Source organism: Mesorhizobium sp. ISC11, assembly GCF_037162595.1.
Lineage (GTDB): Bacteria > Pseudomonadota > Alphaproteobacteria > Rhizobiales > Rhizobiaceae > Mesorhizobium > Mesorhizobium ciceri.
Genome location: NZ_JAVSPW010000001.1, coordinates 1,916,337 through 1,942,234 on the forward strand (window position 1 = coordinate 1,916,337; position 25,898 = coordinate 1,942,234).

25 protein-coding genes are annotated in these 25,898 nt (G+C 62.4%); 12 read left to right on the top strand and 13 right to left on the bottom strand.

The window, feature by feature from the left end; genetic code table 11:
- The first annotated feature begins 2 nt into the window (after window positions 1-2).
- From RPF88_RS09605 to RPF88_RS09615, 3 genes are all read left to right on the top strand, one after another.
- Window positions 3-473, top strand: a complete 471-nt coding sequence (locus RPF88_RS09605) for a GNAT family N-acetyltransferase (protein ID WP_224672857.1) — start codon at window positions 3-5, stop codon at window positions 471-473.
- Between the two features lie 26 nt (window positions 474-499).
- Window positions 500-1,321 (top strand): DUF72 domain-containing protein, encoded by an 822-nt coding sequence (locus RPF88_RS09610; RefSeq protein WP_127385406.1) that lies wholly within the window; start codon window positions 500-502, stop codon window positions 1,319-1,321.
- Window positions 1,322-1,436: 115 nt separating this feature from the next.
- Window positions 1,437-2,588, top strand: a complete 1,152-nt coding sequence (locus tag RPF88_RS09615) for a GGDEF domain-containing protein (RefSeq protein WP_275953102.1) — start codon at window positions 1,437-1,439, stop codon at window positions 2,586-2,588.
- Window positions 2,589-2,632: 44 nt separating this feature from the next.
- On the opposite strand, the gene RPF88_RS09620 is transcribed toward RPF88_RS09615, so the two are convergent.
- The 6 genes from RPF88_RS09620 to urtA form a co-directional block, all read right to left on the bottom strand.
- Window positions 2,633-2,809 carry a hypothetical protein gene (locus tag RPF88_RS09620; RefSeq protein ID WP_013531844.1) on the bottom strand — a complete coding sequence of 59 codons (177 nt, stop codon included), beginning with the start codon at window positions 2,807-2,809 and terminating at the stop codon, window positions 2,633-2,635.
- 269 nt (window positions 2,810-3,078) lie between these two features.
- On the bottom strand, window positions 3,079-3,774 hold the full coding sequence (gene urtE / locus RPF88_RS09625) for an urea ABC transporter ATP-binding subunit UrtE (protein WP_013531845.1): 696 nt from the start codon (window positions 3,772-3,774) through the stop codon (window positions 3,079-3,081).
- Between the two features lie 69 nt (window positions 3,775-3,843).
- Window positions 3,844-4,590 carry an urea ABC transporter ATP-binding protein UrtD gene (gene urtD / locus RPF88_RS09630; RefSeq protein ID WP_013531846.1) on the bottom strand — a complete coding sequence of 249 codons (747 nt, stop codon included), beginning with the start codon at window positions 4,588-4,590 and terminating at the stop codon, window positions 3,844-3,846.
- A gap of 6 nt (window positions 4,591-4,596) precedes the next feature.
- On the bottom strand, window positions 4,597-5,829 hold the full coding sequence (urtC, locus tag RPF88_RS09635) for an urea ABC transporter permease subunit UrtC (RefSeq protein WP_027161511.1): 1,233 nt from the start codon (window positions 5,827-5,829) through the stop codon (window positions 4,597-4,599).
- On the bottom strand, window positions 5,826-7,439 hold the full coding sequence (urtB, locus tag RPF88_RS09640; protein ID WP_337122260.1) for an urea ABC transporter permease subunit UrtB: 1,614 nt from the start codon (window positions 7,437-7,439) through the stop codon (window positions 5,826-5,828). Before urtB ends, urtC begins: the two co-directional genes overlap by 4 nt.
- A gap of 97 nt (window positions 7,440-7,536) precedes the next feature.
- A complete protein-coding gene (gene urtA, locus RPF88_RS09645) occupies window positions 7,537-8,847 on the bottom strand; it encodes an urea ABC transporter substrate-binding protein (RefSeq protein WP_013531849.1) in 1,311 nt (436 codons plus the stop codon).
- A gap of 311 nt (window positions 8,848-9,158) precedes the next feature.
- Here urtA and RPF88_RS09650 point away from each other — a divergent pair, with 311 nt between their 5' ends.
- Window positions 9,159-9,572 (top strand): hypothetical protein, encoded by a 414-nt coding sequence (locus RPF88_RS09650; protein ID WP_337122261.1) that lies wholly within the window; start codon window positions 9,159-9,161, stop codon window positions 9,570-9,572.
- Window positions 9,573-9,636: 64 nt separating this feature from the next.
- Here RPF88_RS09650 and RPF88_RS09655 read toward each other — a convergent pair whose 3' ends face one another.
- From RPF88_RS09655 to RPF88_RS09665, 3 genes are all read right to left on the bottom strand, one after another.
- Window positions 9,637-11,208, bottom strand: a complete 1,572-nt coding sequence (locus RPF88_RS09655) for a GMC family oxidoreductase (RefSeq protein ID WP_337122262.1) — start codon at window positions 11,206-11,208, stop codon at window positions 9,637-9,639.
- Window positions 11,209-11,254: 46 nt separating this feature from the next.
- Window positions 11,255-11,785 (bottom strand): gluconate 2-dehydrogenase subunit 3 family protein, encoded by a 531-nt coding sequence (locus tag RPF88_RS09660; RefSeq protein WP_337122263.1) that lies wholly within the window; start codon window positions 11,783-11,785, stop codon window positions 11,255-11,257.
- A gap of 81 nt (window positions 11,786-11,866) precedes the next feature.
- A complete protein-coding gene (locus RPF88_RS09665) occupies window positions 11,867-12,262 on the bottom strand; it encodes a VOC family protein (RefSeq protein WP_337122264.1) in 396 nt (131 codons plus the stop codon).
- Window positions 12,263-12,470: 208 nt separating this feature from the next.
- On the opposite strand from RPF88_RS09665, the gene RPF88_RS09670 reads away from it, so the two are divergent.
- Complete coding sequence (locus RPF88_RS09670; protein WP_063167926.1) at window positions 12,471-12,776, top strand: ribbon-helix-helix domain-containing protein; 306 nt, start codon at window positions 12,471-12,473, stop codon at window positions 12,774-12,776.
- A 10-nt stretch (window positions 12,777-12,786) separates the two neighbouring features.
- Here RPF88_RS09670 and RPF88_RS09675 read toward each other — a convergent pair whose 3' ends face one another.
- Window positions 12,787-13,224, bottom strand: coding sequence for a VOC family protein (locus RPF88_RS09675; RefSeq protein ID WP_337122265.1), 438 nt, complete (start codon window positions 13,222-13,224; stop codon window positions 12,787-12,789).
- 588 nt (window positions 13,225-13,812) lie between these two features.
- On the opposite strand from RPF88_RS09675, the gene RPF88_RS09680 reads away from it, so the two are divergent.
- The 3 genes from RPF88_RS09680 to RPF88_RS09690 are packed head-to-tail and all read left to right on the top strand — an operon-like array spanning window position 13,813 to window position 17,422.
- Window positions 13,813-14,439 (top strand): gluconate 2-dehydrogenase subunit 3 family protein, encoded by a 627-nt coding sequence (locus RPF88_RS09680; protein ID WP_244514297.1) that lies wholly within the window; start codon window positions 13,813-13,815, stop codon window positions 14,437-14,439.
- A 2-nt stretch (window positions 14,440-14,441) separates the two neighbouring features.
- Window positions 14,442-16,208: a GMC family oxidoreductase gene (locus RPF88_RS09685; protein WP_024503527.1), complete on the top strand. Its 1,767-nt coding sequence runs from the start codon at window positions 14,442-14,444 to the stop codon at window positions 16,206-16,208.
- Entirely contained in the window at window positions 16,205-17,422 is a 1,218-nt protein-coding gene (locus RPF88_RS09690; RefSeq protein WP_337122267.1) for a c-type cytochrome, read from the top strand. Before RPF88_RS09685 ends, RPF88_RS09690 begins: the two co-directional genes overlap by 4 nt.
- Before the next feature lie 9 nt (window positions 17,423-17,431).
- On the opposite strand, the gene RPF88_RS09695 is transcribed toward RPF88_RS09690, so the two are convergent.
- Entirely contained in the window at window positions 17,432-18,139 is a 708-nt protein-coding gene (locus RPF88_RS09695) for a DeoD-type purine-nucleoside phosphorylase (RefSeq protein WP_013531859.1), read from the bottom strand.
- A gap of 86 nt (window positions 18,140-18,225) precedes the next feature.
- Entirely contained in the window at window positions 18,226-20,799 is a 2,574-nt protein-coding gene (cckA, locus tag RPF88_RS09700; protein ID WP_024503530.1) for a cell cycle histidine kinase CckA, read from the bottom strand.
- 225 nt (window positions 20,800-21,024) lie between these two features.
- On the opposite strand from cckA, the gene RPF88_RS09705 reads away from it, so the two are divergent.
- On the top strand, window positions 21,025-21,762 hold the full coding sequence (locus RPF88_RS09705) for a flagellar biosynthetic protein FliO (RefSeq protein ID WP_024503531.1): 738 nt from the start codon (window positions 21,025-21,027) through the stop codon (window positions 21,760-21,762).
- A gap of 184 nt (window positions 21,763-21,946) precedes the next feature.
- Here RPF88_RS09705 and dksA read toward each other — a convergent pair whose 3' ends face one another.
- Window positions 21,947-22,363, bottom strand: coding sequence for an RNA polymerase-binding protein DksA (dksA, locus tag RPF88_RS09710; protein ID WP_013531862.1), 417 nt, complete (start codon window positions 22,361-22,363; stop codon window positions 21,947-21,949).
- Window positions 22,364-22,695: 332 nt separating this feature from the next.
- Between dksA and RPF88_RS09715 the strand changes: the two genes are divergently transcribed.
- The 3 genes from RPF88_RS09715 (at window position 22,696) to RPF88_RS09725 (ending at window position 25,829) form a co-directional block, all read left to right on the top strand.
- Window positions 22,696-23,199: a SixA phosphatase family protein gene (locus RPF88_RS09715; protein ID WP_337122268.1), complete on the top strand. Its 504-nt coding sequence runs from the start codon at window positions 22,696-22,698 to the stop codon at window positions 23,197-23,199.
- A gap of 63 nt (window positions 23,200-23,262) precedes the next feature.
- Entirely contained in the window at window positions 23,263-24,741 is a 1,479-nt protein-coding gene (locus RPF88_RS09720) for a YcjX family protein (RefSeq protein WP_063167922.1), read from the top strand.
- Window positions 24,738-25,829 (top strand): YcjF family protein, encoded by a 1,092-nt coding sequence (locus tag RPF88_RS09725; protein ID WP_337122269.1) that lies wholly within the window; start codon window positions 24,738-24,740, stop codon window positions 25,827-25,829. Before RPF88_RS09720 ends, RPF88_RS09725 begins: the two co-directional genes overlap by 4 nt.
- Window positions 25,830-25,898 lie beyond the last annotated feature (69 nt).

The following is a 25,898-nucleotide window of genomic DNA, read 5'->3' on the forward strand; positions in this document are numbered from 1 at the left end:
GAATGACAATCAGAAGAGCGCTTGCCGGTGATCTCCAAACCGTCGTCTCGCTGACGGAAGCGGCCTATGCACCTTACATCGCGCTGTTCGGCGCGCCGCCGATCCCGGTCACCGAGGACTATGCGCCGCGCATCGCGCGCGGCGAGGTCTGGTTGCTGGAAAGTGGCGGCGAGCTTGCCGGGCTGATCGCGCTGGAGCGACATGACGACCACGCGATGATCTTCTCCGTCGCGGTCTCCCCCGACTTTCAAGGCAAGGGCTTCGGCATTGCGCTGCTGAAACACGCGGATGAGCAGACCCATCTCTGGGGTCTGCCAGAAGTGCGGCTCTACACCAACGCCAGGATGGAGCGGAACATTGCGCTCTATCTTGCCTATGGTTTCCACGAAACGGGTCGCCGGCCCAATCCCTACCGGCCAGGATGGGTGCTCGTCGACATGATCAAAACCGTCGATGAGATTACCGCGGCCTGATCTTTTTCTGCATTGGGAGGATGACAATGAGCACATCGGGAACAATCCGCGCCGGCATGGGCGGCTGGACCTTCGAACCCTGGGATACGTCCTTCTATCCCGACAAGCTTTCCAAGGCCAAGCAGTTGAACTACGCCACTCGCCAGGTGCCGAGCATCGAGGTCAACGGCACCTACTATTCCAGCTTCAAGGAGCCGACCTTCGTCAAATGGGCCAGCGAAGCGCCGGACGGCTTTGTCTATTCGCTGAAGGGCAACCGCTTCGTTACCAACCGGCGCGTGCTGGGCGAGGCCGGCGAATCGATGATGCGCTTTCTTGGCTCCGGCGTGGCGGCGCTCGGCGAAAAGCTCGGGCCGATCCTGTGGCAGTTCGCGCCGACCAAGAAATTCGATCCGGACGATTTCGAAGCCTTCCTGAAGCTGCTACCGGAAAAGCAGGACGGCGTTGCGCTGCGCCATGCGCTCGAAGTCCGCAACGACAGTTTTGTCGTGCCGGAATTCGCAGCACTTGCCCGAAAATACAAGGCCGCGATCGTCTACGCCGACCATGCCAAATATCCTGATATCGCCGACATCACCGCCGATTTCGTCTACGCCCGACTGCAGACCGGCAGCGATGACAATCCCGACTGCTATACGCCGAAAGGCCTCGATGAATGGGCCGCGCGGGTAAAGACCTGGGCGCAAGGCAAGCAGCCGGCCGACCTGCGGCGCGCCGACCCAGCCACCGATGCGCCGGTCAAGCCGCGCGACGTGTTCGTTTACTTCATCACCGAGGGCAAGGTGCGCGCGCCGTTCGGCGCCATGGCACTGATGAAGCGAGTGGACCAGGGTCAACCGGTTCCCTGACGCAGCGGAATCATGGCATCTTCGCCACCGTCGTAACCTTATCGATACCTCCTTGCTGCATGAATTCAGCCAGACCAGTCGCAGATCTGGGCCGCCACGGGCAAGGACGAGGGGCATGTCGCTCGACTACACTTCACTTCTCCTGGCTGTCGGTTTTTCCGCGGCCTGCCTGAGCCTGACATTGTTCGGCATGTGGCTGACCGCTCGCTCGGAGAAATTCCTGCTGACATGGGCGATCAGCCTGGTGTTCGTGGTCGGCGATATTTTTGTCTATGACGCCTATATCGACATGCCCGGGCGCCTGCTGGGCATCGCCACGCTGGCTTTCCTCCTGCTCGGTTTCTCGACAATGCTAGGCGCGGCCTACCAGTTCAGAACCGGCGGCTCGCCAGTGCCCCGAACTGTACTTGGCAGCGCCATTTCGCTGGCCGTGACGTTGCCTCCCATGGCCCTAGGTTATGATGGGCTGGGCTTCATGTTCGAAAATGCCTTCGCCGCCTTGCTTCTGTTCGCAACGGCGGTCGAATACTGGAAGGGCCGCGACGAAGCCCCTGCCCTGACGATCGGTATCACCGCGCTCTATTCTGCCACGGCCGCATCCTTCGCTCTCTGCGCCATGGTTTTAGCCTTGGATGGAAAGCTGATCCTTGGACATGCGCCAAGCAACTGGGCCGAGGAACTGAGCCTCATCATCGTCATCGCCAGCATGACCGGGATTGGAGCGCTTTCCCTGGCCCTGAATCAGGGACGCTTGGCCCGGCATCACCGCCACAATGCCCTGACCGACCCGCTGACCGGCCTGCTCAACCGCCGCGCCCTGTTCGACCTGCACGGCGATGCGCCGGTCGGCGCCTTCACGGCGGTGGTCGTCTTCGATCTCGACAACTTCAAGGCCATCAACGACGAATTCGGCCACGCCGCCGGTGATGAAGTGCTGAGGGTGTTTGCACGGGAACTCGCCAGCAATCGCCGCCCGGCCGACGTCGCCGCGCGCATGGGCGGCGAGGAGTTCGCGCTGGTGCTGAAGCGGACCTTGCCCGAAACGGTGGAGGCCACCGCCGAGGCCATACGGGCAGCTTTCGCCGCGCACCGCATCGAAACCGAGACAGGCTCGCTGATATGCACCGTCAGTGCCGGATTTGCTTTCGGCACCAAGGAAGGCCTCGGCTTCGACAAGGTGCTCAACGCCGCCGACAAGGCGCTCTACGACGCCAAGCGCGGAGGCCGTAACCGCGTCACCGCGTCTCCGTTCAGGCGCGCAAGCTAATCGCGCAACACCGGCCTCTGATCGTGGGGAGACGAATGCGGCTCCTAGGCCGCCATGACAATCTCATTGAAGGTATCGAGATCGACATAGAAGACCTTGGTGATCTCCTCGATCAGATCGTCGTAGTCGCAGCCCTGTGATCTCAAGATATTGATGGCAGCGATGATGTCGACGCGTTCGGTAAGCCGCCGCTTCTGGTAATCCTCGACGTAACGTTCCATGGCTGTCCCTTAGCCTGTGTGCCCAAACGCGTTTGAACGACAGAGATCGCAGGAGGGAAGCTAGGCAGCCTTGCTTGCGTGAAACTTGCCCGGCATTGGCCGTGGTCCTCGATCTGCGATAACCAGACTGATACGGAAGCGGCCGACTCACAAAGCCATGGAAAAGACTAGCACGCGATATTGAGCGTGCCAGAGACGCAGGTGATCGGATGGAGAAATATTGGACTTGGCAAGAACTTCGGATCGCCAACTGAAGTTCACCGCCAATGCTAGACGGTAAGGAACTTCCGCACATCAGCCCGGTCTAAATCTTCAGCCGGGCCGGTATGGACGATCACGCCCCGGTCCATGATGTTGACCTCGTCGGCGAGCTCGCGGCAGAAATCGAGATATTGTTCGACCAAAAGCACGGCGATGCCCGCCTGGTCGCGTAGATAGCGGATGGCGCGGCCGATGTCCTTAATGATCGACGGCTGTATGCCCTCGGTCGGTTCATCGAGCACGAGCAGTTTCGGCCGCATCACCAGCGCCCGCCCGATGGCGAGCTGTTGCTGCTGGCCGCCGGAAAGATCGCCGCCGCGACGGCCGAGCATCTGCTTCAGCACAGGGAACAATTCGAAGACATGCGCCGGAATGTTGCGGTCGGCTCGCCTCAGCGGCGCAAAGCCTGATTCCAGGTTCTCCCGCACGGTGAGCAGCGGAAAGACCTCCCTGCCCTGCGGTACGAATGCGATGCCCGACCGGGCGCGGTCATACGCCGCGCTCCGGTCGAGCGCCTTCCCCTCGAAGGCAACGCTTCCGCTCGTCAGCCGGTGGTGGCCGACGATCGATCTCATCAAACTGGTCTTACCGACGCCGTTGCGGCCGAGCACGCAGGTGATCTTGCCGGCGCCCGCCTTCAGCGACACGCCGCGCAGCGCCTGGGCGGCGCCGTAGTGCAGCGTGGCATTGGAAACTTCGAGCATGTCAGCGCTTTCTCCAGAATTTGAGAAACGACAGATCGAAGTGATGGAATTGAACCCGCCAGACCACGCTCATCTCCCCAGATAGACTTCGACGACACGCTCGTCGGCCGACACGAAATCGAGTGTGCCTTCCGAGAGCACCGAGCCTTCATGCAGGCAGGTGACCTTGACGCCGAGCTCGCGCACGAAATGCATGTCGTGCTCGACGACGATGACCGAATGGTCGCGGGCGATATCCTTGAGCAGCCGCGCGGTTTCCTCGGTCTCGGCATCGGTCATGCCGGCGACCGGCTCGTCAACCAGAAGCAGTTTCGGGTCCTGCGCCAAGAGCATGCCGATCTCCAGCCACTGCTTTTGCCCATGGCTGAGATTGGCCGCCAGTTCGTCACGCTTGTCGCCAAGCCGGATGATGCCGAGGATGTCATCGATCTGCCGCGTCTCGGCGGCCGAGCGGCGGTGAAACAGCGCCGGGAAGATCGAGCGAGGACCCTTCAGCGCCAGCATCAGGTTTTCCTCGATCGTGTGGCTTTCGAAGACGGTCGGCTTCTGGAATTTACGGCCAATGCCCATCATGGCGATCTCGGCCTCGTCGTGCTTGGTGAGATCGACTTGGCCGTCGAAGAACACCTCGCCCTCGTCGGGCCGCGTCTTGCCGGTGACGATGTCCATCATCGTCGTCTTGCCGGCGCCGTTGGGGCCGATGATGGCGCGCATCTCGCCCTTGTCGAGCACCAGCGACAGATTGTTGATGGCGCGAAAGCCGTCGAAGGAGACCGAGACGCCGTCGAGATAAAGGATCGTGTTCGACTTTGACATGGTCGCTCACTCCGCCGGCTGTGGTTCGGGGTTGCTGGCGGACCAGTCACCTGGCTTTCTTGCTTCACTGCGAACGATTTTCGCCGGCGGCGAGACATCGGCATCGGTGCCGGCTTCCTCGGCAATCGAAGCAGCTCGCAACGCCTTGGCGTTGCCGCGCCAGGAATCCCACATGCCGATGATGCCCTTGGGCAGCAAAAGCGTGACGGCGACGAACAGCCCACCCAGTGCAAACAGCCAGAACTCCGGCAGTACGCCGGTGAACCAGGATTTTCCGGCATTGACCAGCAACGCACCGATGATCGGCCCGACAATGGTGCCGCGCCCGCCGACAGCCGCCCAGACGACGACTTCAATCGAATTGGCCGGCTCGAATTCACCCGGATTGATGATGCCGACCTGCGGCACGTAGAGCGCACCGGCTATGCCGGCCATGACGGCCGAGACGGTGAAGGCGAACAGTTTCACGTTCTCCGCCCGCCAGCCGAGAAAGCGCGTGCGGCTCTCGGCATCGCGTACCGCCATCAAGAGCTTGCCGTATTTTGAGCCGACGATCGCCCAGGTGACGAAGACGGCAAGTGCCAGCATCACCGCGCTGGCGGCAAACAGCGCCGAGCGCGTCGCGTCGGCCTGCACGTTGAAGCCCAGAATATCCTTGAAATCGGTCAGGCCGTTGTTGCCGCCGAACCCCATATCGTTGCGGAAAAAGGCAAGCAGCAGCGCATACGTCATCGCCTGGGTAATGATGGAGAGATAAACGCCGGTGACGCGGCTGCGGAAGGCGAACCAGCCGAAGACGAAAGCCAGCAGGCCAGGCACCGCGAGCACCATAAGGCCGGCGAACCAGAAATGGTCGAAGCCATACCAGAACCATGGCAGTTCCTTGTAGTTCAGGAACACCATGAAGTCGGGCAAGACGGGATTGCCATAGACGCCGCGCGAGCCGATCTGGCGCATCAGATACATGCCCATTGCATAGCCGCCGAGCGCGAAGAAGGCGCCGTGACCGAGCGAAAGAATGCCGCAATAGCCCCAGACCAGGTCGAGCGCCAAGGCAAGCAGCGCGTAGCAGAGATATTTGCCGGTCAGCGCGACGATGTAGGATGGGATGTAGAAGGCGCTGGTAGGAGACACCGCAAGGTTGAGCAACGGCACGATGACGGCCACCGCCAGCAGGATGGAGATCGTAATGGCGATGCGGCGGTCCGCGCCGGCGGCAAAGAAGCGTCCCGTGATCATGCTTCCACCGCCCTGCCCTTGAGCGCGAACAGGCCGCGCGGGCGATTCTGGATGAACAGGATGATCAGCACCAGCACGACGATCTTGCCGAGCACCGCGCCCGCATAAGGCTCGAGGAACTTGTTGACGATGCCGAGCGAGAAGGCGCCGACCAGCGTGCCCCACAGATTGCCGACGCCGCCGAAGACAACGACCATGAAGCTGTCGATGATGTACCCGCGGCCGAGATTGGGCGAGACGTTGTCGATCTGGCTCAGCGCGACGCCGGCAATGCCGGCAATGCCGGAGCCGAGCGCGAAGGTCAGCGCGTCGACCCACGGCGTCCTGATGCCCATCGAGGCAGCCATGCGCCGGTTGGCGGTGACGGCGCGCATCTGCAGGCCCCAGGGCGTGCGCTTCATCACGTAGAGCAGGATGCCGAAGACAGCGAGCGCGAAAACCAGGATCCACAGGCGGTTCCAGGTGATCGCCAACTGTCCGACATTGAACGAGCCCGACATCCAGGATGGGTTGCCGACCTCCTGGTTGGTCGGCCCGAAGATTGAGCGCACGGCCTGTTGCAGGATCAGCGAGACGCCCCATGTCGCCAGCAGCGTTTCAAGCGGCCGGCCATAGAGGAAGCGGATGACACCGCGCTCGATGATCAGGCCAACCAGGGCCGCGACGAGAAACGCGAGCGGCAGTGCGATGACCAGCGACCAGTCGAACAGGTCCGGGAAGGATGTACGGATCACCTGCTGGACGACGAAGGTCGTGTAGGCGCCGAGCATGACCATCTCGCCATGCGCCATGTTGATGACGCCCATGACGCCGAACGTGATGGCGAGGCCGATTGCCGCCAGCAGCAGCACCGAGCCCAGCGAGATGCCGTACCAGACGTTCTGCCCGGCGTCCCAGAAGGCCAGCGTCGAATTGATGTTGGCGATCGCGGCTGTCGCCGCTTGCCTAACCGCGTCGGTGGAATTCGCCACGACCGAAGTGAGCAGCGAAACAGCATCGCGATCGCCCCGTGCCCCGATAAGCGCGATGGCGGCGAGCTTGTCGGCTTCGGGCCGATCCGAGACAAGAACTGACGCGGCACGGGCCTGTTCGAGCAGAGCCTTGACGCTGGCCACGGCCTCACCGGCGATCGCCGTATCGAGGGGGGCGATATTTGCGGCGTCAGGTGTCTTGAACATGGTGTCGGCGGCGGCGATGCGGACAGCCGGATCCTTGGCGCCGAGCGTCAGCGTGCCCAACGCATCGCGGATGACGCGACGCAGCGTGTTGTTGACCTTGATCTTGGTGATGCCGTCCTTGGCCGCCTCACCCGATGCCTCCCCGCTCAACGGGTCGGAAAGCTGGACGCTCTCGCCCGCTTCCTTGCCGACAAACACCAGGGAATCGGCCTTGCGGACATAGAGGTTGCCGTCGGCAAGTGCCGCAAGCGGCCGCTCCACCGCCGGGTCGCCGGCGGCTGCCAGTTCGTGGACGACGGCTCCGATCTCGGAAAAGCCCTTGGCCGTGGCGAATTTGGCGATCATGCCGCGCAGATCGGTTTCGCCAGCGCCCGATGACGACAGTGTCGCCAGCAGGAACAACAGCATCAAACCCGTGCGGATTAAGGTCATCGGTTTCTGGTAACCCCTGAAGGTTGAAGTGGGCGTCCGGACGGCGGAGGAAGCCGTCCGGACGCGCGCGGTCTGACTGGGTCAGCCCTGGGAGGGATCAGTTCGTGCCCTTGCCGCCGCACTTGCCGGTGGCAACATTAAAGTTGCCGCAGGACAGAGGCGCGCGCCAATCCGAGATCAGGTCCTTGGAATCAGGCAGATAGTCGGACCATTCGTCGCCCATCACCAGGCCCGGCGTGCGCGACACGGTCTCGAACTGGCCGTCGGCCTGGATTTCGCCGATCAGCACCGGCTTGGTGATGTGGTGGTTCGGCATCATCGTCGAATAGCCGCCGGTCAGGTTCGGCACCGACACGCCGATCATGGCGTCGATGACCTTGTCCGGATCGGTGGTGCCGGCCTTCTCGACCGCCTTCACCCACATGTTGAAGCCGATATAATGGGCCTCCATCGGGTCGTTGGTGGTGCGCTTGTCGTTCTTGATGAACTTGTGCCAGTCGGCGATGAACTTCTTGTTCTCGGGCGTATCGATGCTCTCGAAATAGTTCCAGGCGGCGAGATGGCCGACCAGCGGCGCGGTGTCGAGACCTGCAAGCTCTTCCTCGCCGACCGAGAAGGCCATGACCGGAATGTCCTCGGCCTTGATGCCCTGGTTGCCGAGTTCCTTGTAGAACGGCACGTTGGCGTCGCCGTTGACGGTGGAGACGACGGCGGTCTTCTTGCCGGCCGAACCGAACTTCTTGATCGCCGAAACCTCGGTCTGCCAGTCGGAGAAGCCGAACGGCGTGTAATTGACCATGATGTCTTCAGCCGCCACGCCCTTGGCCTTCAGATAGGCCTCGAGGATCTTGTTGGTGGTGCGCGGATAGACGTAGTCGGTGCCTTCCAGCACCCAGCGCTTAACCGAACCGCCGTCCTCGCTCATCAGATAGTCGACCGCCGGGATCGCCTGCTGGTTCGGCGCCGCACCCGTGTAGAACACGTTGCGCTCGCTCTCCTCGCCCTCATACTGGACCGGATAGAACAGGATGTTGTCGAGTTCGGAGAACACCGGCAGCACCGATTTGCGCGACACCGAGGTCCAGCAGCCGAACACCGCCGCAACCTTGTCCTTGGAGATCAGTTCGCGCGCCTTTTCGGCAAACAGCGGCCAGTTGGAAGCCGGATCGACGACCACCGCCTCGAGCTTCTTGCCGAGCAGGCCGCCCTTGGCGTTCTGCTCGTCGATGAGCATCAGCATGGCGTCCTTCAGTGTCGTCTCCGAAATCGCCATGGTCCCCGAGAGCGAATGGAGAATGCCGACCTTGATCGTGTCGTCGGCGGCCTTGGCCGGAGCCGACATCAACAGGCCGGCGGCGACCGCACCAGCCGAAAACATTTTTGTTATTGTCGAGAAATTACCCCTCATATTACGGACTCCCAAGCTAGTTGATTGCACCGCAACACTACAATGCAACCCCCATGCCAACCGCTCCAGCGATCCCGAAGGGTACAAATAGTTCATAGATATCAGCGCCTTGGAACATAGGGCTTCCAAAACAAAGAGAGCCGGCCAGAAATCGATTGAGGGAAATTTGCGCAGCTTACACAGTTTTTGCCTAATTTTCGCTCATTCTCTGAGGCTGCCTAGATTTTGATCTCAATAGCGGCGCCTTGGGCGACCGATGTTGCGGCGCGGTGCAAAAATAGGGCAAGCTCGCTCTTCAAACGAGCGACGTCATGATTTCAAGGATTTCACGCTTTTTCATCGGCATACTGCTTCTGGCCGCAGCAACCGGAGCCGCGCGAGCCGATTTCAGCGATGGCAAGATGCCCGACGGCACCTATCATTGCGAAGTGTACCTGCTTGGCATGTTCCTCAGCCTCGGCGACATCACCATCAAGGGGAACGTCTACAGCGGCCCTGTCTACACCAGCCTCGGCGTCTTCGGCCCCGCTCAGCAAGGGTACAACTACCAAATGGATGCGAACGGCGTGATTTCCTGGCTGGGACCACTGGGCGGCTACACCGCCGGCGGCAACTCGCTGTCGCTGACCCAGGCGACGCTGGACGGCGAAACCGTGCCCTCCTTCGACATCATCATGAAGCAACCCGACGGCGCCTTCACCGCATCGACCTGCACCAAGCAATAAGGCGGCAAGAAAAAGGCGCGGAACCTTGCGGGTTCCGCGCCAGCAGTCCGTCGGGAGGATGTGACTAGATCGTCTTTGCCGACATCTGCGCGGCGATGTAGTCGGCCTGGCGGATCGCCAGCGACACGATCGTCAGGGTCGGGTTTTCAGCGGCCCCGGTAGTGAACTGGCTGCCGTCCGACACGAACAGGTTCTTGATGTCGTGCGCCTGGCCGTGCTTGTTGACGACCCCGTCTTCCGCTTTCTCGCTCATCCGGTTGGTGCCGAGATTGTGAGTCGACGGATAGGGTGGCGTCGGGAAGGTGCGGGTGGCGCCGACCGCATCGTAAAGTGCCGTAGCCTGTTTGTGGGCGTGGTTACGCATCGCCGTGTCGTTCGGATGGTCGTCGAAATGCACGTCGGCGATCGGCATGCCGTGCGCGTCCTTCTCGTCTGCATGCAGCGTGATGCGGTTCTCCGCGCGCGGCATGTCCTCACCGACGATCCACAGGCCGGCCATGTGGTCGTAGTGATCGAGTGCGGTGGTGAACGAGCGCCCCCAGGCGCCCGGATCGAGGAATGCGGCCATGAACGGCAGGCCGAGCGACAGCGTCTCGAACTCGTAGCCGCCCACGAACCCACGCGACGGATCATGCCGCGCCTCGTCGCGGATGATGCCGGCCATGGTGGTGCCGCGATACATATGCACCGGCCTGTCGAAGATGGCATAGACCGAGCCGGTGGTGTGGCGCATGTAGTTCTTGCCGACCTGGCCCGACGAGTTGGCAAGCCCATCGGGGAATTTTCCCGACGCCGAATTGAGCAGCAGCCTTGGGCTCTCGATCGAGTTGCCGGCAACCGCGACGATGCGCGCCTTCTGCTCCTGCAGCTTGCCGTCCTTGTCGGCGTAGACGACGCCGGTCACCTTTCCGCTGGCGTCGTGGTTGATCTTGATCGCCATGGCATTCGGCCTGACTTCGAGATGGCCTGTCGCCTCGCCCTTGGGGATCTCGGTGTAGAGCGTCGACCATTTGGCGCCCCATTTACAGCCTTGGAAGCAGAAGCCGGTTTGCTGGCAGGAATTACGATCGTCGCGATCGACCGAGTTGATGGCCATGTTGCCGGTGTGGCATTCCTTGTAGCCGAGCTTGTCGGCGCCGGCCTTCAACACCTTGAAATTGTTGTTGCCCGGCAGCCGCGGCCAGTCATTGGTGCCGGTGACGCCCATCTTGGCCTCGGCCTTGGCGTAGTAGGGCTCCATCTCGGCCAGCGTGATCGGCCAATCGAGCAGGTTGGCGCCTTCCAGTTTGCCATAGGTCGAGAGCGTCTTGAACTCGTGCTCCTGGAAGCGCAGCGAGGCTCCCGCCCAATGCGTGGTCGAACCGCCGACCGACTTGACGATCCAGGCCGGCAGGTTCGGAAAATCCTTTGCCACGCGCCAGTCGCCGGACGTGGTGCGCTTGTCGGTCCAGGCGAGCTGGGCGAACGAACCCCACTCGTCATTGACGAAATCCTCGTATTCGTGGCGCGCGCCGGCTTCCAGGATGACGACGTCGACACCCTTCTGGGCAAGTTCGTTGCCGAGCGTGCCGCCGCCGGCGCCCGAACCGATGATGACGACCACGCCGTCGTTGTTCAGATCAAATGAAGCTGCCATGGTTTCCTCCCATGATTTCTGTTTGCGGGTTCAGGAACGACGGGGCTCAGAGCCACTCGATGTCGTCGAAACCGCGCGCGATGTAGCCGCCCTTGGAATAGGACTCGCCCTCGTAGCCGAAGATCGGCCACACCTCTTTCTGGTTGTAGAGGCCGACCACAAGGCCGCCTCTGATGGCCTGGAAAAACGGCGTCGCCTCGATCTGCTTCAGCACGCCGACGCGCTGGTCCTCCCAGCCGAGGCCGCGATAGCCGCCGCCACCGGATTTCTTGTCGAGGTCGGCGATGCCATCCTCGAGCATCGCCTTGTAGGCGGCGTCCTTGCCGGCCTGCTCGTCATGACCTTTCACGGCAATGGCGTAGTATTTGTCCGGCACCTGATCGTGCGGATAGATGTCACGCGCCATCTGGATCAGCGTCGCCATGGTTTCGGGCTTGAGTGCCGATGTCTCGAGCCCCCAGGCATGTTCAGGACTGATGACGGCGCTACCGGAGATGACGAGCAGCGCGCCGATGCCGCCGCGTTTGAGAAGCTCGCGACGTGAAAACCCGGGCTTCGCGTCATAGATCGTGACCATTTTATTCCTCCCTGCTTGCTATGTGCACTGTTGAGAGTGCGTTTGCTGGCGCCGCACCTGCCGGCGCGACTGCTATCTCTCCTATTGGAAGCGACCTCCGCGCTGCAGAACCTCGATCTTGTAGCCGTCGGGGTCCTCGATGAAGAAAAAGCGGGCGATCAGCGATCCGTCGCGGTTGAACTCGACGATCTTCTTCGGATTCAGGCCAAGCGCACCGAGACGGTCATGTTCGCTGTCGAGGTCGGCGACGGAGACAGCGAAGTGACCGTAGCCGTCGCCGAGCCCGTAAGCTTCCTGCCGATCCTTGTTCACGGTCAGTTCGAGCTCGAACCCTGCCTCGGCATTGCTGAGGTAAAGGAGCGTGAATGTCTCGAAATCCAGCCTGTCGGCGACATTGAGCCCGAAGGCGTTTCTGTAGAAATCGACCGATCGGGCCTCCTCGAGAACCCGGATCATACTGTGGATCGCCTTGGCCAAATTAGTCTCCGCGCTGGTGTGGAGGCGATTATGCGCGGCACGGATAAAAGGTGGTGGCAGCCGGTTACCACGCCCGCAGCCGCGAACGGGACGAAAGTCCGATTGCCGGACCGGCAATTTTGCCCGAGAATACGTGTGGGGACAGGTCAAGCAGTATCAAACTGCACGCCCGTCCACCCAAGACCAACAATCATGGGAGGTTTGTCGGATGTGCAGGGTGTTTGCGGGCCAGGACCCCGAAGGCTATCGCCAGATCAACCGCTCGATTCGCATCGACGGTCACTCGACCAGCATCCAGCTCGAAGCGACGTTCTGGGCGTTGCTTGACGAGATCGCCGAAAACCAGAACCTGACGACGCCGAAATTCATCTCCAAGCTCTATGACGAAGCCATAGAGATCAACGGCGCCATCCCGAACTTTGCGTCGATGCTGCGCACCACCTGCGCGCTCTATCTGCGCGGCCATCGGCCGGGGATGGATGAGCAGATGGTGCCGAAGCGGCAGGCCGCTTAGCGCATTGCGCTCAGCTTAGTTCTTGCGCGAGCCCTATGAGAAGCCCTCCGGGCCCTCGAATGTAGCAGAGCCGATACACGTCTCTATACTGGACAACTTCGCCTTCGAGCCGCGCACCGCGATTGCGGAGCTTTTCAAGCGTCCCGTCAATGTCGTCCACGGCGAACATGACGCGGAGGTAGCCGAGGGCGTTAACCGGGGCGTTGCGGTGATCCGAGACGGCAGGCGGCGTGAGGAAGCGGGACAGTTCGAGCCGGCTGTGGCCGTCCGGCGTCCGCATCATGGCAATCTCGACGCGTTGATCGCCCAGTCCAGTGACACGTCCGGCCCATTCTCCTTCGATCGTGGCCCGCCCTTCGAGCTCAAGGCCGAGCTCGCCAAAGAAACCAATCGTCTCTTCGAGGTCATCGACGACGATTCCTATGTTGTCCATCCGTTTGAGCGCCATGTGTTCAGTCTACAAGGCGTCGTCCAGGTCGTAAACTCATTAGGCTGCTTGCCAGCTGAGCAGGTATGATCAAGGGGTCCGGAACGCCTCGTGATACGTCGCGGTGGCGCCCTGGTGTCGACCACTACCTCGAACGCCAGCCGGTCTGTGGCTGTCCCTGATTCATGCCTGATGGCACGATGCTGTTTCTATCGGTCCAGTATCCGGCCGCGTATGCCAGGACGCTCTGCAAGAGGCGACGCTGCAGCCCAAGTTCCGGGCGAAAACCGGCTTCCAACAGCACAAGCAGACCTGGTCGACAGTAGACAAAACCCTCGCTAACGATTTTGTGATGTGGTTGACGAGGTCATTTTCATCTCGCAGTCTATCGGCATTCGATCTGCGGATTAACCTAACTATCGTTGTCATGAATACTTGGGCATCACTTCCCAAGCGCGCTCTATTATTTTTGAGATTCCTAATATGAACCGTCGCAACCCTGTCCGAATGAATCGGCGTCTTTTCCTGTCCTCGGTCGCAATGTTTACGGCAACCGCGACGTCGGCCGGTTTTGCGCGATCGTTCTCGGGCACTTTGCCCTGGACGCCAATGACATCCGATCCACCGACGCAGGTCGTGGCAGGCGGCTGGCACTTTTTCTCGGCCCAGGAAGCAGCCCTAGTCGAGGCGATCGTCGACCGCATCATTCCGGCCGACGAGCTCAGCATGGGCGGCAAGGAAGCCGGTTGCGCCGTCTATATCGACAGGCAGTTGATGGGGGCGTTCGGTGCGTCGAGCCGGCTTTACACGCAAGGCCCGTTTCTGCCTGGACTGCCCACCCAGGGCTATCAGGGCGAGGCCAATCCGGCGCAGCGTTACCGCACCGGGCTTGCCGCCATCGACGCTTTCCTGAAACAGCGGGACGGCAAGACATTCGTCGAGCTCGCACCGGCCGAACAGGATGCCTTCCTGACGGCTATGGAGGCCGGGAAGGTCGACCTGCCCAATGGCGTCAAGGGGCCGGGTTTCTTCGGGCTTCTGCTGCAGAACACCATGGAGGGGTTCTTTGCCGACCCCGTCTATGGCGGCAACAAGGACATGGTCTCGTGGCGCATGCTTGGTTTTCCAGGCGCCCGCTACGACTACCGCGACCATGTCAGCAAACACAATCAGCCATATCCGCAGCCGCCTGTCTCGATCATCGGGCGCCCCGAATGGCTCGGCAAAGGCGCCTGATCATGACCAAGATACTGCCTCGCAAAGACGTCGTGATCGTCGGCCTCGGCTGGACGGGATCCATTCTGGCCCACGAATTGACCGATCAGGGCCTGGACGTGGTGGCTATAGAACGCGGCCCCTGGCGCGATACGGCAACCGATTTCAACATCGGCTACGCGCAGGATGAGTTGCGCTACAGCATCCGGCGCGACCTCTTCCTGCAGCCCGCCGTGGAAACCATGACGGTGCGCAACGACCCGTCGCAGAAGGCGCTGCCGATGCGCGATTTCGGCTCCTTCCTCCCCGGCAACGGCGTCGGCGGCGCCGGCGTCCACTGGAACGGCCACACCTGGCGGTTCTGGGATTCAGACTTTCAGATAAAGACCAATCTGACGAAGAAATATGGTGCATCGAGAATCGCCGATCTCCAGGTCGAGGACTGGGGCGTGACCGGCGCGGAGATGGAGCCCTATTACGACCAGTTCGAGTATCTGGCAGGCATCTCGGGCAAGGCCGGCAATATCAAGGGGCAATTGCAGGAAGGCGGCAATCCGTTCGAGGATCCAAGGTCGCGGGATTATCCGAACCCGCCGATGCAGATGACCTACGCGCCAACCCTGTTCGCCGAGGTCGGCCGGTCGATCGGCCTGCATCCCTTCCCGACCCCATCCGCCAACATGTCGCGGGCCTATGTCAACCCGCTCGGCATCGCCATGGGTCAATGCACCTATTGCGGATTCTGCGAACGCTTCGGCTGTGCCAACTATTCGAAGTCGAGCGCCCAGACCACCGTCCTTCCGGTGCTGATGAAGAAGTCCAATTTCGAAGTCCGCACCGACAGCGAGGTACTGCATGTCGATCTGGCTCCCGGAGGCAAGTCGGCGCGCGGCGTGACCTACGTCGATACCTCAGGCGAGGAGTACTTCCAGCCGGCCGATCTGGTGCTGCTGTGCGCCTACGGCCTGCACAATGCCCGGCTGATGATGCTGTCCGGCATCGGCAAGATCTACGACCCCGGCAGCGGCGAAGGAACGGTTGGGCGCAATTACTGCTACCAGACAAACGCCGGCGTGCAGGTGTTCTTCGACGACAAGAACTTCAACCCGTTCATCGCCGCAGGCGCGCTCGGCCAGACGATCGACGATTACAATGGTGACGCGTTCGACCACGGCGCGCTGGACTTCGTCGGCGGTGCGGGCATCAACTGCATTCCCACCAACGGGCGCCCGATCGGAACCAGGCCGACCTTGCCCGGCACGCCGAAATGGGGCAGCGCCTGGAAGAAGGCAACGGTCGAGGGCTACAAGAGCACGCTTGGCTACTCGTCCCAGGGAAGCAGCTACGCGACGCGCAACAACTACCTCGACCTCGACCCGACCTACAAGGACCGTTTCGGGCGGCCGCTGATGCGCATGACGTTCGATTTTCCCGACAACGACATCCGCATGTCGAACTATGTCTGCGACCGGATGGAGGAAATCGCCAAGGCGCTCGGCGGAAAGCAGTACGCCGTCAGCCGCCGCAAGAAAGGCTGGGACAGCGTCCCCTACCAGAGCACCCACAATACGGGCGGCGCCATCATGGGAACGGACCCGAAGAAGAGCGCGGTCAACACCTTCCTCCAGAGCTGGGACGTCCCCAATGTCTTTGTCATCGGTGCGTCGGCCTTCCCGCAGAATGCCGGCAAGAATCCGACAGGAACGGTCGGCGCGCTCGCTTTCCGCGCCGCCGATGCCATCCGCAATCAATATCTGCGCAATCCCGGTGCACCCCTGGTGCAGGCATGAACAAGCTCGTTCTCACGCTCGCCATCGGTGCTGCGGCCCTCACTGGCGGCCCGGCATGGAGTGCCGATCAGGCGGACCAGATCATACGTGGACAGTATCAGGCGGTGCTCGGCGACTGTGCAGGCTGTCATACGCGGGCCGAGGGCAAACCGCTGGCCGGCGGCCTGCCGCTCGAAACGCCGTTCGGCGCGCTTGTGCCGCCCAACATAACGCCTGACCGCGAGACGGGCATCGGCAGTTGGTCGGAAGCCGACTTCCGCAGCATGATGAAGTCAGGCATCGGCCACAATGGTGTGCGGCTCTACCCCGCAATGCCCTACCCCGCCTATACCAGGATGAACGATCGGGACATTTCCGACTTGTGGGCCTATCTGACGACGGTTCAACCGGTATCGAACAAGGTCGAAGCCAATCAGCTGCCGTTCCCGTTGAACATCCGGCTGGCGATGCTGGGCTGGAATGCCCTCAACTTCACCGAAGCAAGCTTTCAGCCGGATCCCTCCAAGTCGGCGGAGTGGAATCGCGGCGCTTATATCGTCCAGGGAGCGGGCCATTGCGGCACCTGCCACTCGCCCAAATCTTTCCTTGGCGCCGATAAGGACAGCGAGTTCCTGCAAGGTGCCTCCCTGCAGGGCTGGTTTGCCCCCGACATCACCAACAATGCGCAATCGGGCCTGGGCAAATGGTCGGAAGAGGATCTGGTGAAATACCTCAAGACCGGCGTCAATGCGCATTCGATTGCCTCCGGTCCGATGGCGGAGGCCATCGAGAACTCCACGTCGAAAATGACCGATCCCGATCTCAAGGCGGTTGCAGTCTACCTCAAGAGCCTGGGCTCGGATGTCGACAGCGCCCAACCGGCAAAGCCTGACGCAACACGGATGACCGCGGGCGAGGCAATCTATCGCGACAATTGCTCGGCCTGCCATGGTGGAGATGGTGCCGGGTCAGGCGCGCTTTTCCCTTCCCTTGCCGGCAATTCGATCGTCGCGCAGGGCAGTTCCGAAACACTGGCACGGCTCGTCCTTGCCGGCAGCCAGGCCGTGCACACGGCCGATGCACCGACGACGCCCGCCATGCCTTCCATGGCCTGGCGCCTGAAAGACCAGGAGGTCGCCGACGTCTTGACCTATGTGCGCGCCAGTTGGGGCAACGCGGCTCCTGCAGTCTCGTCCGGCGATGTCGCTGCCGTACGCAAGGGATTGACCCGGTAGACCCGTACTCTAGCTCTCTGCTGCGACGGCCAGCGCCAGACGGCTCATGTCGGTGAAAAGCGCCTGGCGCTCGGAATAGTCGGTCTGTTCGCCGGTCTCGATGTTGTCCACCACAACACACATCGACAGCGCACGTGCTCCGAAATGCTCCGATATGCCATAGAGCGCGCTGGTTTCCATATCCACGGCCAGGGCTCCTTGCGCCCGTGCATCGGCAAAACGGGCACGCCCATCCGGGTGATAGAAGATGTCGCTGCAGACCGTCAGGCCGACATGATGGTCGATGCCAAATTCTACCGCCTTGGCCCGTGACGATGCGAGGAGCGCCGGGTCCGGGCCAGCCGGTCCATAAAGGCCGAAAACCTGGCCGCTCTGGGCGCTTTCCGCCTGTGCCGATTGCGAGATGACAAGGCTGCGCAGCTTTGCCTTTGCGGTCAGGCTGCCGCAGGTGCCGGTACGGATCAGCGTCCGGGCGCCATAATGGTCCAGCAGTTCATGCGCATAGATCAGAAACGATGAAACGCCGATGCCCGTCGCCTGAATGCTGATGGACTTGCCACGAAACAAGCCGGTGAAGCCAAGCGTGCCGCGTCGGCGATTGATGCAGCGCGGCGCTTCCAGGAACGTTTGCGCCATCCATTCGGCGCGCTGCGGGTCGCCCGGCAACAACACCGTGTCGGCATAGTCGTCCTTGTCCGCTTCGTTGTGCGGCGTCACCGGTTGCTCCCCTAAGCCTTCCTGCCGTTCACCCCTCAATCATGGCGTTGTCACGGCGTTGCGCAAGGAGGAACATGGGGAAGGCTCTAGGACTCCAGCACGTCCTTGACGATCGTGGCCAGTTGCTTGAGCGAAAACGGCTTGGGCAGGAAGCCGAAATGCGCATCTGCCGGCAGGTTTCTGGCGAATGCGTCCTCGGCATAGCCGGACACGAAGACGAACTTGATGTCGGGCTGGCGCTTGCGCAATTCGCCGAGCAGCGTCGGCCCGTCCATTTCCGGCATCACCACGTCGGAAACGACGATATCGACCTTGCCGCCCAGCGCCTCGAACACTTCCAGCGCCTCGACGCCCGACGATGCCTCGTGCACGGTGTAGCCGCGCGAGGTCAGCGCCCGCATGCCGCCCATGCGCACGGCATCCTCGTCCTCGACGAGCAGCACCGTGGCCGAGCCCGACAGATCCTTGGCCGGATCGGCGACCTTTGCCGGCGCCGCCGGCGCATCGCCGGGCTCGCCTGCTTTTTTCGCTTCGGCGATGTGACGCGGCAGGAAAATGCGGAAAGTCGAGCCTTTGCCGACTTCGGAATCGCAGAAGATGAAGCCGCCGGTCTGCTTGATGATGCCGTAGACCATCGACAGGCCAAGGCCGGTGCCTTTGCCGACTTCCTTGGTGGTGAAAAAGGGCTCGAATATCTTCTTCAGCACGTCGGGCGCGATGCCGCTGCCGGTGTCCTCGACTTCGACCACGACATAGTCCGCCGGGGCGAGTTCGCGGTAGGAAAAGGCCTTGCACTCCTCGGCGGTTACATTGCGGGTGCGCACGGTCAGATCGCCGCCCGCCGGCATAGCATCGCGCGCGTTGACCGCAAGGTTCACCACCACCTGTTCGAACTGCCCGATATCGACCTTGACCGGCCACAGGTCGCGGCCATGGTCGACCTTCAGCTTGATGTCGTTGCCGACAAGGCGGGCCAGCAGCATCCTGAGATCGGCGAGCACGTCGGTCAGGTTGAGCACTTCCGGCCGCAATGTCTGCTTGCGCGAGAAGGCCAGAAGCTGCCGCACCAGCGAAGCCGCTCGGTTGGCATTCTGCTTGATGTTCATGATGTCTGGGAAGGACGGGTCCGACGGGCGGTGATTGGTCAACAAAAGGTCGGACGCCATGATGATGGCGGTCAGCACATTGTTGAAATCATGCGCGATGCCGCCGGCAAGCTGGCCGACTGCCTGCATCTTCTGGCTTTGCGCCATCTGCCCTTCGAGCGCTTTCTGCTCCGTTGTCTCGACGGCGTAGACGATGGCCGACTCCTCGGCGCCCTCGCCGCCGGTGCCGTCGGCGACGGCGTTGACGTAGAAGCGGATGTGCCGTTCGTCGTTGCCGGGCAGAAGCGTGTCGATCGGCTCGATGTCGGCCTGCCGCTGCTGCGCTTTCTCGAAGGCAGCCGCGAAGGCCGGCCGGTCGCGTTCGTGGATTACCGTGTCGAGCCGCACGCGACGGTCGACGGCGTCGCGATCGACGACAGACGAAAACAACGACAAAAACGGCGCATTGGTGCGCAGGATGCGTCCGTTGTGGTCGACGCCGGCGATTGCCATCGGTGTCGAGTTGAAGAAGCGGGTGAAGCGCACTTCCGAAGCCCGCAAATCGGCAGAGGCATCCTCGCCTTGCGTGCGGTTGAGCACGATCGTGCGTGTCGGCCCGTTGAGGCCTTCGCGGCTGGCCGAAACGCGGTGCATGAAGCGCACCGGCAGCGCTTCGCCCGTCATGGTCGTCAAATCGAGATCGATTACCGCGTTGCGTGTGGTGCCGGGGTCGGCCTTGACCGAGCGGACCAGCGCCATGCCGTCGCCGGCCACGATCTCCGACAGAGACACGGCGCCGGGCGTGAAGCTGGTGAGGTCGATGCCCAGCCATTCGGCGAGCGTGGCGTTTATGTAGGTGACGCGGCCCTCCTGGTCGGCCGAAAAGAAGCCGGCCGGCGCGTGGTCGAGGTGATCGATCGCCTTCTGCAGATCGAGGAAGAAGCGCTCCTGCTCGGCCCGCTCCTGCGAGATATCGGCAAGCTGCCAGGCCAGCATCGGCAGCCGCTGGCCCGGAACGCTGAAGGCGCGGGCGCGCGCGCGGTACCAGCGGGCGCCCGGCTCGGCACCGGGCCGAATGGACTGTGCGAGCCTAAACTCGCCGTCGCCCGGCTGGCCGTCGCGAAGGCCGGACGCCAGGCGATAGATCGTCACCGAGGCTTCGGGGACATCCGAGAGCAATCCCTCGACGGTCTTCAGATCGGCAGCGGACGATGCTCCGGTCATATCCGCATAGGCGCGGTTGGCGTAGACGACGCGGCCCTTGGTGTCGGTGACGAGAAGCCCCTGCGACATCGAATCGACGAAGGATTTCGACAGTTCGTCGCCTGTCGAGCGTGGCGTGACCTGCACGAAGCCGATTGCCGTCGCGAACAGGAAGCCGACGCCGATCATCGCCAGCACGCCGAGCATGCCGAGCAGGAAAGGATCGCCGAGGCGCTCGCGGAAAAGACCGAAGACGATCGCGGCCCCCGTCAGAACGACGATGAAAATGATAAGCCGGGTAACCGCGCCCGGTCGCGTATTCTGGTCGACGATCGGTACCGGATAGAAATCGCCGCGCGCTTCCTTGGCCATGTGCCCCCTGCTCGTGAATTCCGGTGTTCCGACACCCGCCCCGTACCGGGTTGAATCACATTCTCCTAGTCCGGAAAAGGCCTGGGCGGCAAATGTCGGATAAAAATGATGTCTTCCGGCCTTCGGAGTTTTTCAAGCTGTTCAACAGCGTGAAACGCAACTTGCGGTGGCCCGCTGCAACGGTCTAGTGTCTTATCACTTCCAAGGGGCGATCAGGGGAAACCAATGCAATGGCTCGATAGCGTGGCAGGTCCCGGTTATGCCGCAGCATTGTTGTGGACGTTTGCAGCGCTCGTCCTGCTGGTCATCGTTCTCGTCATCGTCAAGCTGGTGCGCAACCTGACATTCGGAACGTTCGTCGCCGGCGGCCGGAACCGCAAGACGCGACTGGCCGTCATGGATGCCACCGCCGTCGACAGCCATCGCAGGTTGGTGCTGATACGCCGCGACGACATCGAACATCTGCTTCTGATCGGCGGTCCGACCGACGTCGTCGTCGAGCGCGATATCCGGCTTTCGGCGCCGCGCCGGCCGGCATTGACTGGAGATGGCGGCTTGCAGCCGGTTCCGGCCGCCGCTCCGACAAGGCCGCGTCCGCCGCAACCCGCTCCGCCGCCGCTGAGACAGGCACCCGCTCCACAGCCGGTGAATACGACGCCGCCCGCCCGCCCCCGTCCGACAGCGCCGCCGGCACCTGCACCGAAGCCGGCAACGCAAAGCTACCAGCCGACCAATGTCACGCCGTTGCCCGCCTACGGCTCCGCCAACGCCAACACCGCCCGGCACGCCCCGCCACCACCGCAGCCGGTGCAGGACAGCATCGACGACACGCTGATGAGAGAACTTGAAGTATCGCTGGACCAGCCCCGTTCGGGCGGCCAGGTGGGCAAGCCGGCGGCGCCGCAGTCGCTCGACGACGAGATGACCAAGCTTCTCGGTGAACTCTCCAGCCAGAAGAAATGAGCGACCGCCGGGTCGCTATCCCCGCGAAACACCGTCGCCGGTCGGCTGCCGAACCACCTCGTCCGAAGCGCCGAGGGTTTTCGATCTTCGCGCGCCCTGAGCGGTGGATGCCGCACCAATGAAAATGGCCGGAAAACCGGCCATTTTCAGAATCGAGTTCGTTCGAGACAGCCGGCCGTGAGCCTCAGTCGTCGCGATAGACTTTTTCGCGGCGCTCATGCCGCTCCTGCGCTTCGATCGACAATGTCGCGATCGGACGTGCATCGAGCCGCTTCAGCGCGATCGGCTCGCCGGTTTCTTCGCAATAGCCGTAGGTGCCTTCGTCGATGCGTTGCAGGGCGGAATCGATCTTTGCAATGAGCTTGCGCTGACGGTCGCGGGCCCTGAGTTCGATGGCACGGTCGGTTTCCGAAGAGGCGCGATCGGCCAGATCGGGATGGTTGGCGTTTTCTTGCTGCAGGATTTCAAGTGTTTCGCGCGCTTCGCGCAATATGTCATTCTTCCAGGTGACGAGCTTTGAGCGGAAGTAGGATTTCTGCCGCTCGTTCATGAACGGCTCGTCTTCGGAGGGTACGTAATCGGCGGTAACGATGTCGTTCATTCGACTCACCCAAACTGCCCCAAATTTGGCGCCTATATATTCGTCGTCCGACGCCTGCACAAGCGCAATCGGCCGCTGTTTCACGCAATTGTTAAAGTACCCGGGCACGCGTCTTTGCAGCCGCGTACGGTCGCTTTGGTACAAACTCCGCCGCGACACTTTGGATCCGGTGACGCATATTTTCCCTGATCGCGGTGCCCCCAGGGCCGATATGCAAGCGCCTTTTGCAGTAGCCAGCGTTGCCTGATTCGCCGTGTTTGAAGAGCACGGGCCATTGTGCGCGACGCCGTTCTCGTGGCTAATTCCGGAAGGCTTCGGCATTCGGAGGTTGGGTGAGCAGGCTTTATCTATTGCGACATGCCAAGGCAGGCTGGGCATTGCCCGGCATGCGCGATTTCGACCGTCCGCTCGATGCGTCCGGCCGCGCCGATGCCGAAATGATGGGCGCCGCCATGCGCTCCCGCCTCTATGTTCCGGACCGGACGCTGTGCTCCAACGCCAAACGCGCCAAAGAGACGCTGGAAGGCCTGGCCGGCCAGACCGACACCGGCCGGGTCCTGTTCTTCGACGGGCTCTACAGCGCCGACGCGGCCGGTTACCTCAACCTTATCAGGGACAATGGCGGATCGGGCTCATTGCTGGTCATTGGCCACAACCCGATGATGGAAGACCTTGCCATGGCAGTTTCGGGCGACGGCGACGAGACTGCGCGGGCCACGCTGAACCATGGGTTCCCGACCGCGGGCCTGGCGGTCGTCCGCTTCGACGGCGATCTTGCCAGCGCCGCCCAAGGCACCGGCTATCTCGAAGCGTTCCTGACGCCGGCCGATCTCTGAAGCCATTTCAAAGCTTTGTTGCAGCGCCTATATCGGACGGACCGAAGTTCGAGAGAGCATATTTTGGCATCATCGCTGACCACCTTCACCGACGAGGCGAGGATTGCCCTCGACACGCTATCGGGCCGCGCCACCGGGCTTTTTTCCCCATCGCTGCGCCTCGGCGTGACCGGATTGTCCCGCGCCGGCAAAACGGTGTTCATATCGGCCCTTGTCCACAATTTGATCCATGGCGGGCGCCTGCCGCTGTTCGAGGCGCAGAAATCGGGGCGCATCGCGCGCGCCTTCCTCGAGCAGCAGCCGGACGACGCGGTGCCGCGTTTCCAGTACGAGGACCACATCGCAGCCTTGGTCAACGACCGCGTCTGGCCCGATTCGACGCGCGCCATTTCGGAGCTGCGGCTGACCATCGAATATGAATCGGCTTCCGGCTGGAGCCGCATGTTTTCCTCGGGCAGATTGTCCGTCGATATCGTCGACTATCCCGGCGAATGGCTGCTCGATCTGCCGCTGCTCGGCAAATCCTTCGCCGATTTTTCCCACGAAGCCTTTGAGATGGCCGTTCTGCCGGTGCGCGAGGACTTGTCGCAAGCCTGGCGGGCACTATCGGCCGGGATCGACCCGAACGCCGATGCCGACGAGATGACGGCGCGCCGCCTGGCCGAGAGTTTCGCCGCCTATCTGAAGGCCTGCAAGCTCGACGAGCGGGCGCTTTCGACCTTGCCGCCCGGCCGCTTCCTGATGCCGGGCGATCTCGAAGGCTCGCCGGCCCTGACCTTCGCGCCACTGGCCGCGATCGGCGACAACCGTCCGCGCGCAGGCTCGCTGCACGCCATGATGGACAGGCGCTATGAGGCCTACAAGACGCATGTCGTCAAACCCTTTTTCCGGGAACACATCACCCGCCTCGACCGCCAGATCGTGCTGATCGACGCTATGCAGGCGCTGAACGCCGGCCCGGGCGCCATGGCCGACCTGGAACGCGCGGTGACCGAGATCCTCAGCTGTTTTCGCCCCGGCCGGGGCAGCTTCCTCACCGATCTGTTCTCGCGGCGCATCGACCGCATCCTGGTTGCCGCGACCAAAGCCGACCATCTGCATCACGAAAGCCATGACCGGCTGCAGGCGATCGTGCGGCGGCTTGCCGACCGCGCCGTGGCACGGGCGAATTTCACCGGCGCCGATGTCGATGTGGTCGCCATGGCGGCGGTGCGCGCGACGCGCGAAGGCACCGTCAGGCAAGGCCGGGAGACGCTTCCCGTCATCATCGGCACGCCGATAGCCGGTGAGAAGATCAACGGCGAAACCTTCGATGGAAAAACTGAAACAGCCATATTTCCCGGTGACTTACCGGAGAATATTGACGCGGTGTTCGATGTTTCGGGAGCCGATCACAGGCAGGACTCCGCGGACCCGGCAATCCGCTTCGTCCGTTTCCGTCCCCCAAAGCTCGAACGCACGGCCGAAGGCGTCACGCTGTCGCTGCCGCATATCAGGCTCGACCGTGCCTTGCAGTTCCTGATCGGAGATCATCTGGCATGACCGCGCCCCGCAAGCCGGCAGCATTCCGCATCGAGCCGGAAGCCACATCGAGACAAGCGGCCCCTGAGCCGCGCAACATCCAGGCCGACACCCAGCGCAAACCCCGCGCGATGAAAACCCATGTCGCGATGGTCATTCCGGCGGAAGTCGATGTCTTCGACGAGCCCGACATCATTGCCGCGGAGCCGCCACCAGCCGTCGCCCCCAGGAAACGCTCGCTGCTCGGCAACATCTTCTTCGGCGCCTTCGGCGTGCTGGTTTCGCTGGCGGTCGGCCTGTGGACCGACCAGCTCATACGCGACCTCTTTGCGCGCGCTGAGTGGCTGGGCTGGCTGGCGGCCGGCATGGCCGCCATCGCCGTGCTGGCGCTTGTGGTGATCCTGATTCGCGAATTCCTGGCGATCGCCCGCCTCGCCGAGGTCGAAAAGCTGCAGAAGCGGGCGCTCGATGCGATCGCCCGCGACGATCCCAAGGCGGCACGATCGGTCGTCGACGAACTGTCGGCCTTTGTCTCGGCCAAACCCGAGACCGCGGCCGGCCGGCGCGCGCTGGCCGAATTGCGCGGCGAAATCATCGACGGCGGCAATCTCGTGCGTCTGGCGGAGGCTGAAATTCTCGGACCACTCGATGCCAGGGCGAAAGTGATGATTCTCGAAGCCGCCAAACGCGTTTCGCTGGTGACGGCGGTCAGTCCACGCGCACTGGTCGATGTTGCCTATGTCGTGTTCGAGGCCGGGCGGCTCATTCGCCGCCTGTCGGAACTCTATGGCGGACGGCCGGGAACGCTGGGTTTCTTCCGCCTGGCGCGCAGCGTTCTGGCGCATCTGGCGGTCACCGGTTCGATCGCGGTCGGCGACAGTTTCGTCCAGCAGATCGTTGGCCACGGCCTGGCCGCGCGCCTTTCGGCCAAGCTTGGCGAGGGCGTCGTCAACGGCATGATGACAGCGCGCATCGGCATCGCCGCGATGGAGACGGCTCGACCCCTGCCCTTCAGCGCCGCCAAACGTCCCGGATTGGGCGACTTCCTCTCGGCGCTGACATCGTTCGCAACCAGGAAAGACGATGCAACGACCCCCTCCGGCAAGTGAGCCGGGCTGGAGTGTCCGGGCATTCGGAATCGTTACCGGACTGCTCTGCGGCGGCCCCGCGGTGACGAA

What these genes read in the sequence shown, in the direction of transcription:
- RPF88_RS09605 (WP_224672857.1), top strand. Translation starts at nt 3, where the DNA reads ATGACAATCAGAAGAGCGCTTGCCGGTGATCTCCAAACCGTCGTCTCG.
- RPF88_RS09610 (WP_127385406.1), top strand. Translation starts at nt 500, where the DNA reads ATGAGCACATCGGGAACAATCCGCGCCGGCATGGGCGGCTGGACCTTC.
- RPF88_RS09615 (WP_275953102.1), top strand. Translation starts at nt 1,437, where the DNA reads ATGTCGCTCGACTACACTTCACTTCTCCTGGCTGTCGGTTTTTCCGCG.
- RPF88_RS09620 (WP_013531844.1), bottom strand. Translation starts at nt 2,809, where the DNA reads ATGGAACGTTACGTCGAGGATTACCAGAAGCGGCGGCTTACCGAACGC.
- urtE (WP_013531845.1), bottom strand. Translation starts at nt 3,774, where the DNA reads ATGCTCGAAGTTTCCAATGCCACGCTGCACTACGGCGCCGCCCAGGCG.
- urtD (WP_013531846.1), bottom strand. Translation starts at nt 4,590, where the DNA reads ATGTCAAAGTCGAACACGATCCTTTATCTCGACGGCGTCTCGGTCTCC.
- urtC (WP_027161511.1), bottom strand. Translation starts at nt 5,829, where the DNA reads ATGATCACGGGACGCTTCTTTGCCGCCGGCGCGGACCGCCGCATCGCC.
- urtB (WP_337122260.1), bottom strand. Translation starts at nt 7,439, where the DNA reads ATGACCTTAATCCGCACGGGTTTGATGCTGTTGTTCCTGCTGGCGACA.
- urtA (WP_013531849.1), bottom strand. Translation starts at nt 8,847, where the DNA reads ATGAGGGGTAATTTCTCGACAATAACAAAAATGTTTTCGGCTGGTGCG.
- RPF88_RS09650 (WP_337122261.1), top strand. Translation starts at nt 9,159, where the DNA reads ATGATTTCAAGGATTTCACGCTTTTTCATCGGCATACTGCTTCTGGCC.
- RPF88_RS09655 (WP_337122262.1), bottom strand. Translation starts at nt 11,208, where the DNA reads ATGGCAGCTTCATTTGATCTGAACAACGACGGCGTGGTCGTCATCATC.
- RPF88_RS09660 (WP_337122263.1), bottom strand. Translation starts at nt 11,785, where the DNA reads ATGGTCACGATCTATGACGCGAAGCCCGGGTTTTCACGTCGCGAGCTT.
- RPF88_RS09670 (WP_063167926.1), top strand. Translation starts at nt 12,471, where the DNA reads ATGTGCAGGGTGTTTGCGGGCCAGGACCCCGAAGGCTATCGCCAGATC.
- RPF88_RS09675 (WP_337122265.1), bottom strand. Translation starts at nt 13,224, where the DNA reads ATGGCGCTCAAACGGATGGACAACATAGGAATCGTCGTCGATGACCTC.
- RPF88_RS09680 (WP_244514297.1), top strand. Translation starts at nt 13,813, where the DNA reads ATGACATCCGATCCACCGACGCAGGTCGTGGCAGGCGGCTGGCACTTT.
- RPF88_RS09685 (WP_024503527.1), top strand. Translation starts at nt 14,442, where the DNA reads ATGACCAAGATACTGCCTCGCAAAGACGTCGTGATCGTCGGCCTCGGC.
- RPF88_RS09690 (WP_337122267.1), top strand. Translation starts at nt 16,205, where the DNA reads ATGAACAAGCTCGTTCTCACGCTCGCCATCGGTGCTGCGGCCCTCACT.
- cckA (WP_024503530.1), bottom strand. Translation starts at nt 20,799, where the DNA reads ATGGCCAAGGAAGCGCGCGGCGATTTCTATCCGGTACCGATCGTCGAC.
- RPF88_RS09705 (WP_024503531.1), top strand. Translation starts at nt 21,025, where the DNA reads ATGCAATGGCTCGATAGCGTGGCAGGTCCCGGTTATGCCGCAGCATTG.
- dksA (WP_013531862.1), bottom strand. Translation starts at nt 22,363, where the DNA reads ATGAACGACATCGTTACCGCCGATTACGTACCCTCCGAAGACGAGCCG.
- RPF88_RS09725 (WP_337122269.1), top strand. Translation starts at nt 24,738, where the DNA reads ATGACCGCGCCCCGCAAGCCGGCAGCATTCCGCATCGAGCCGGAAGCC.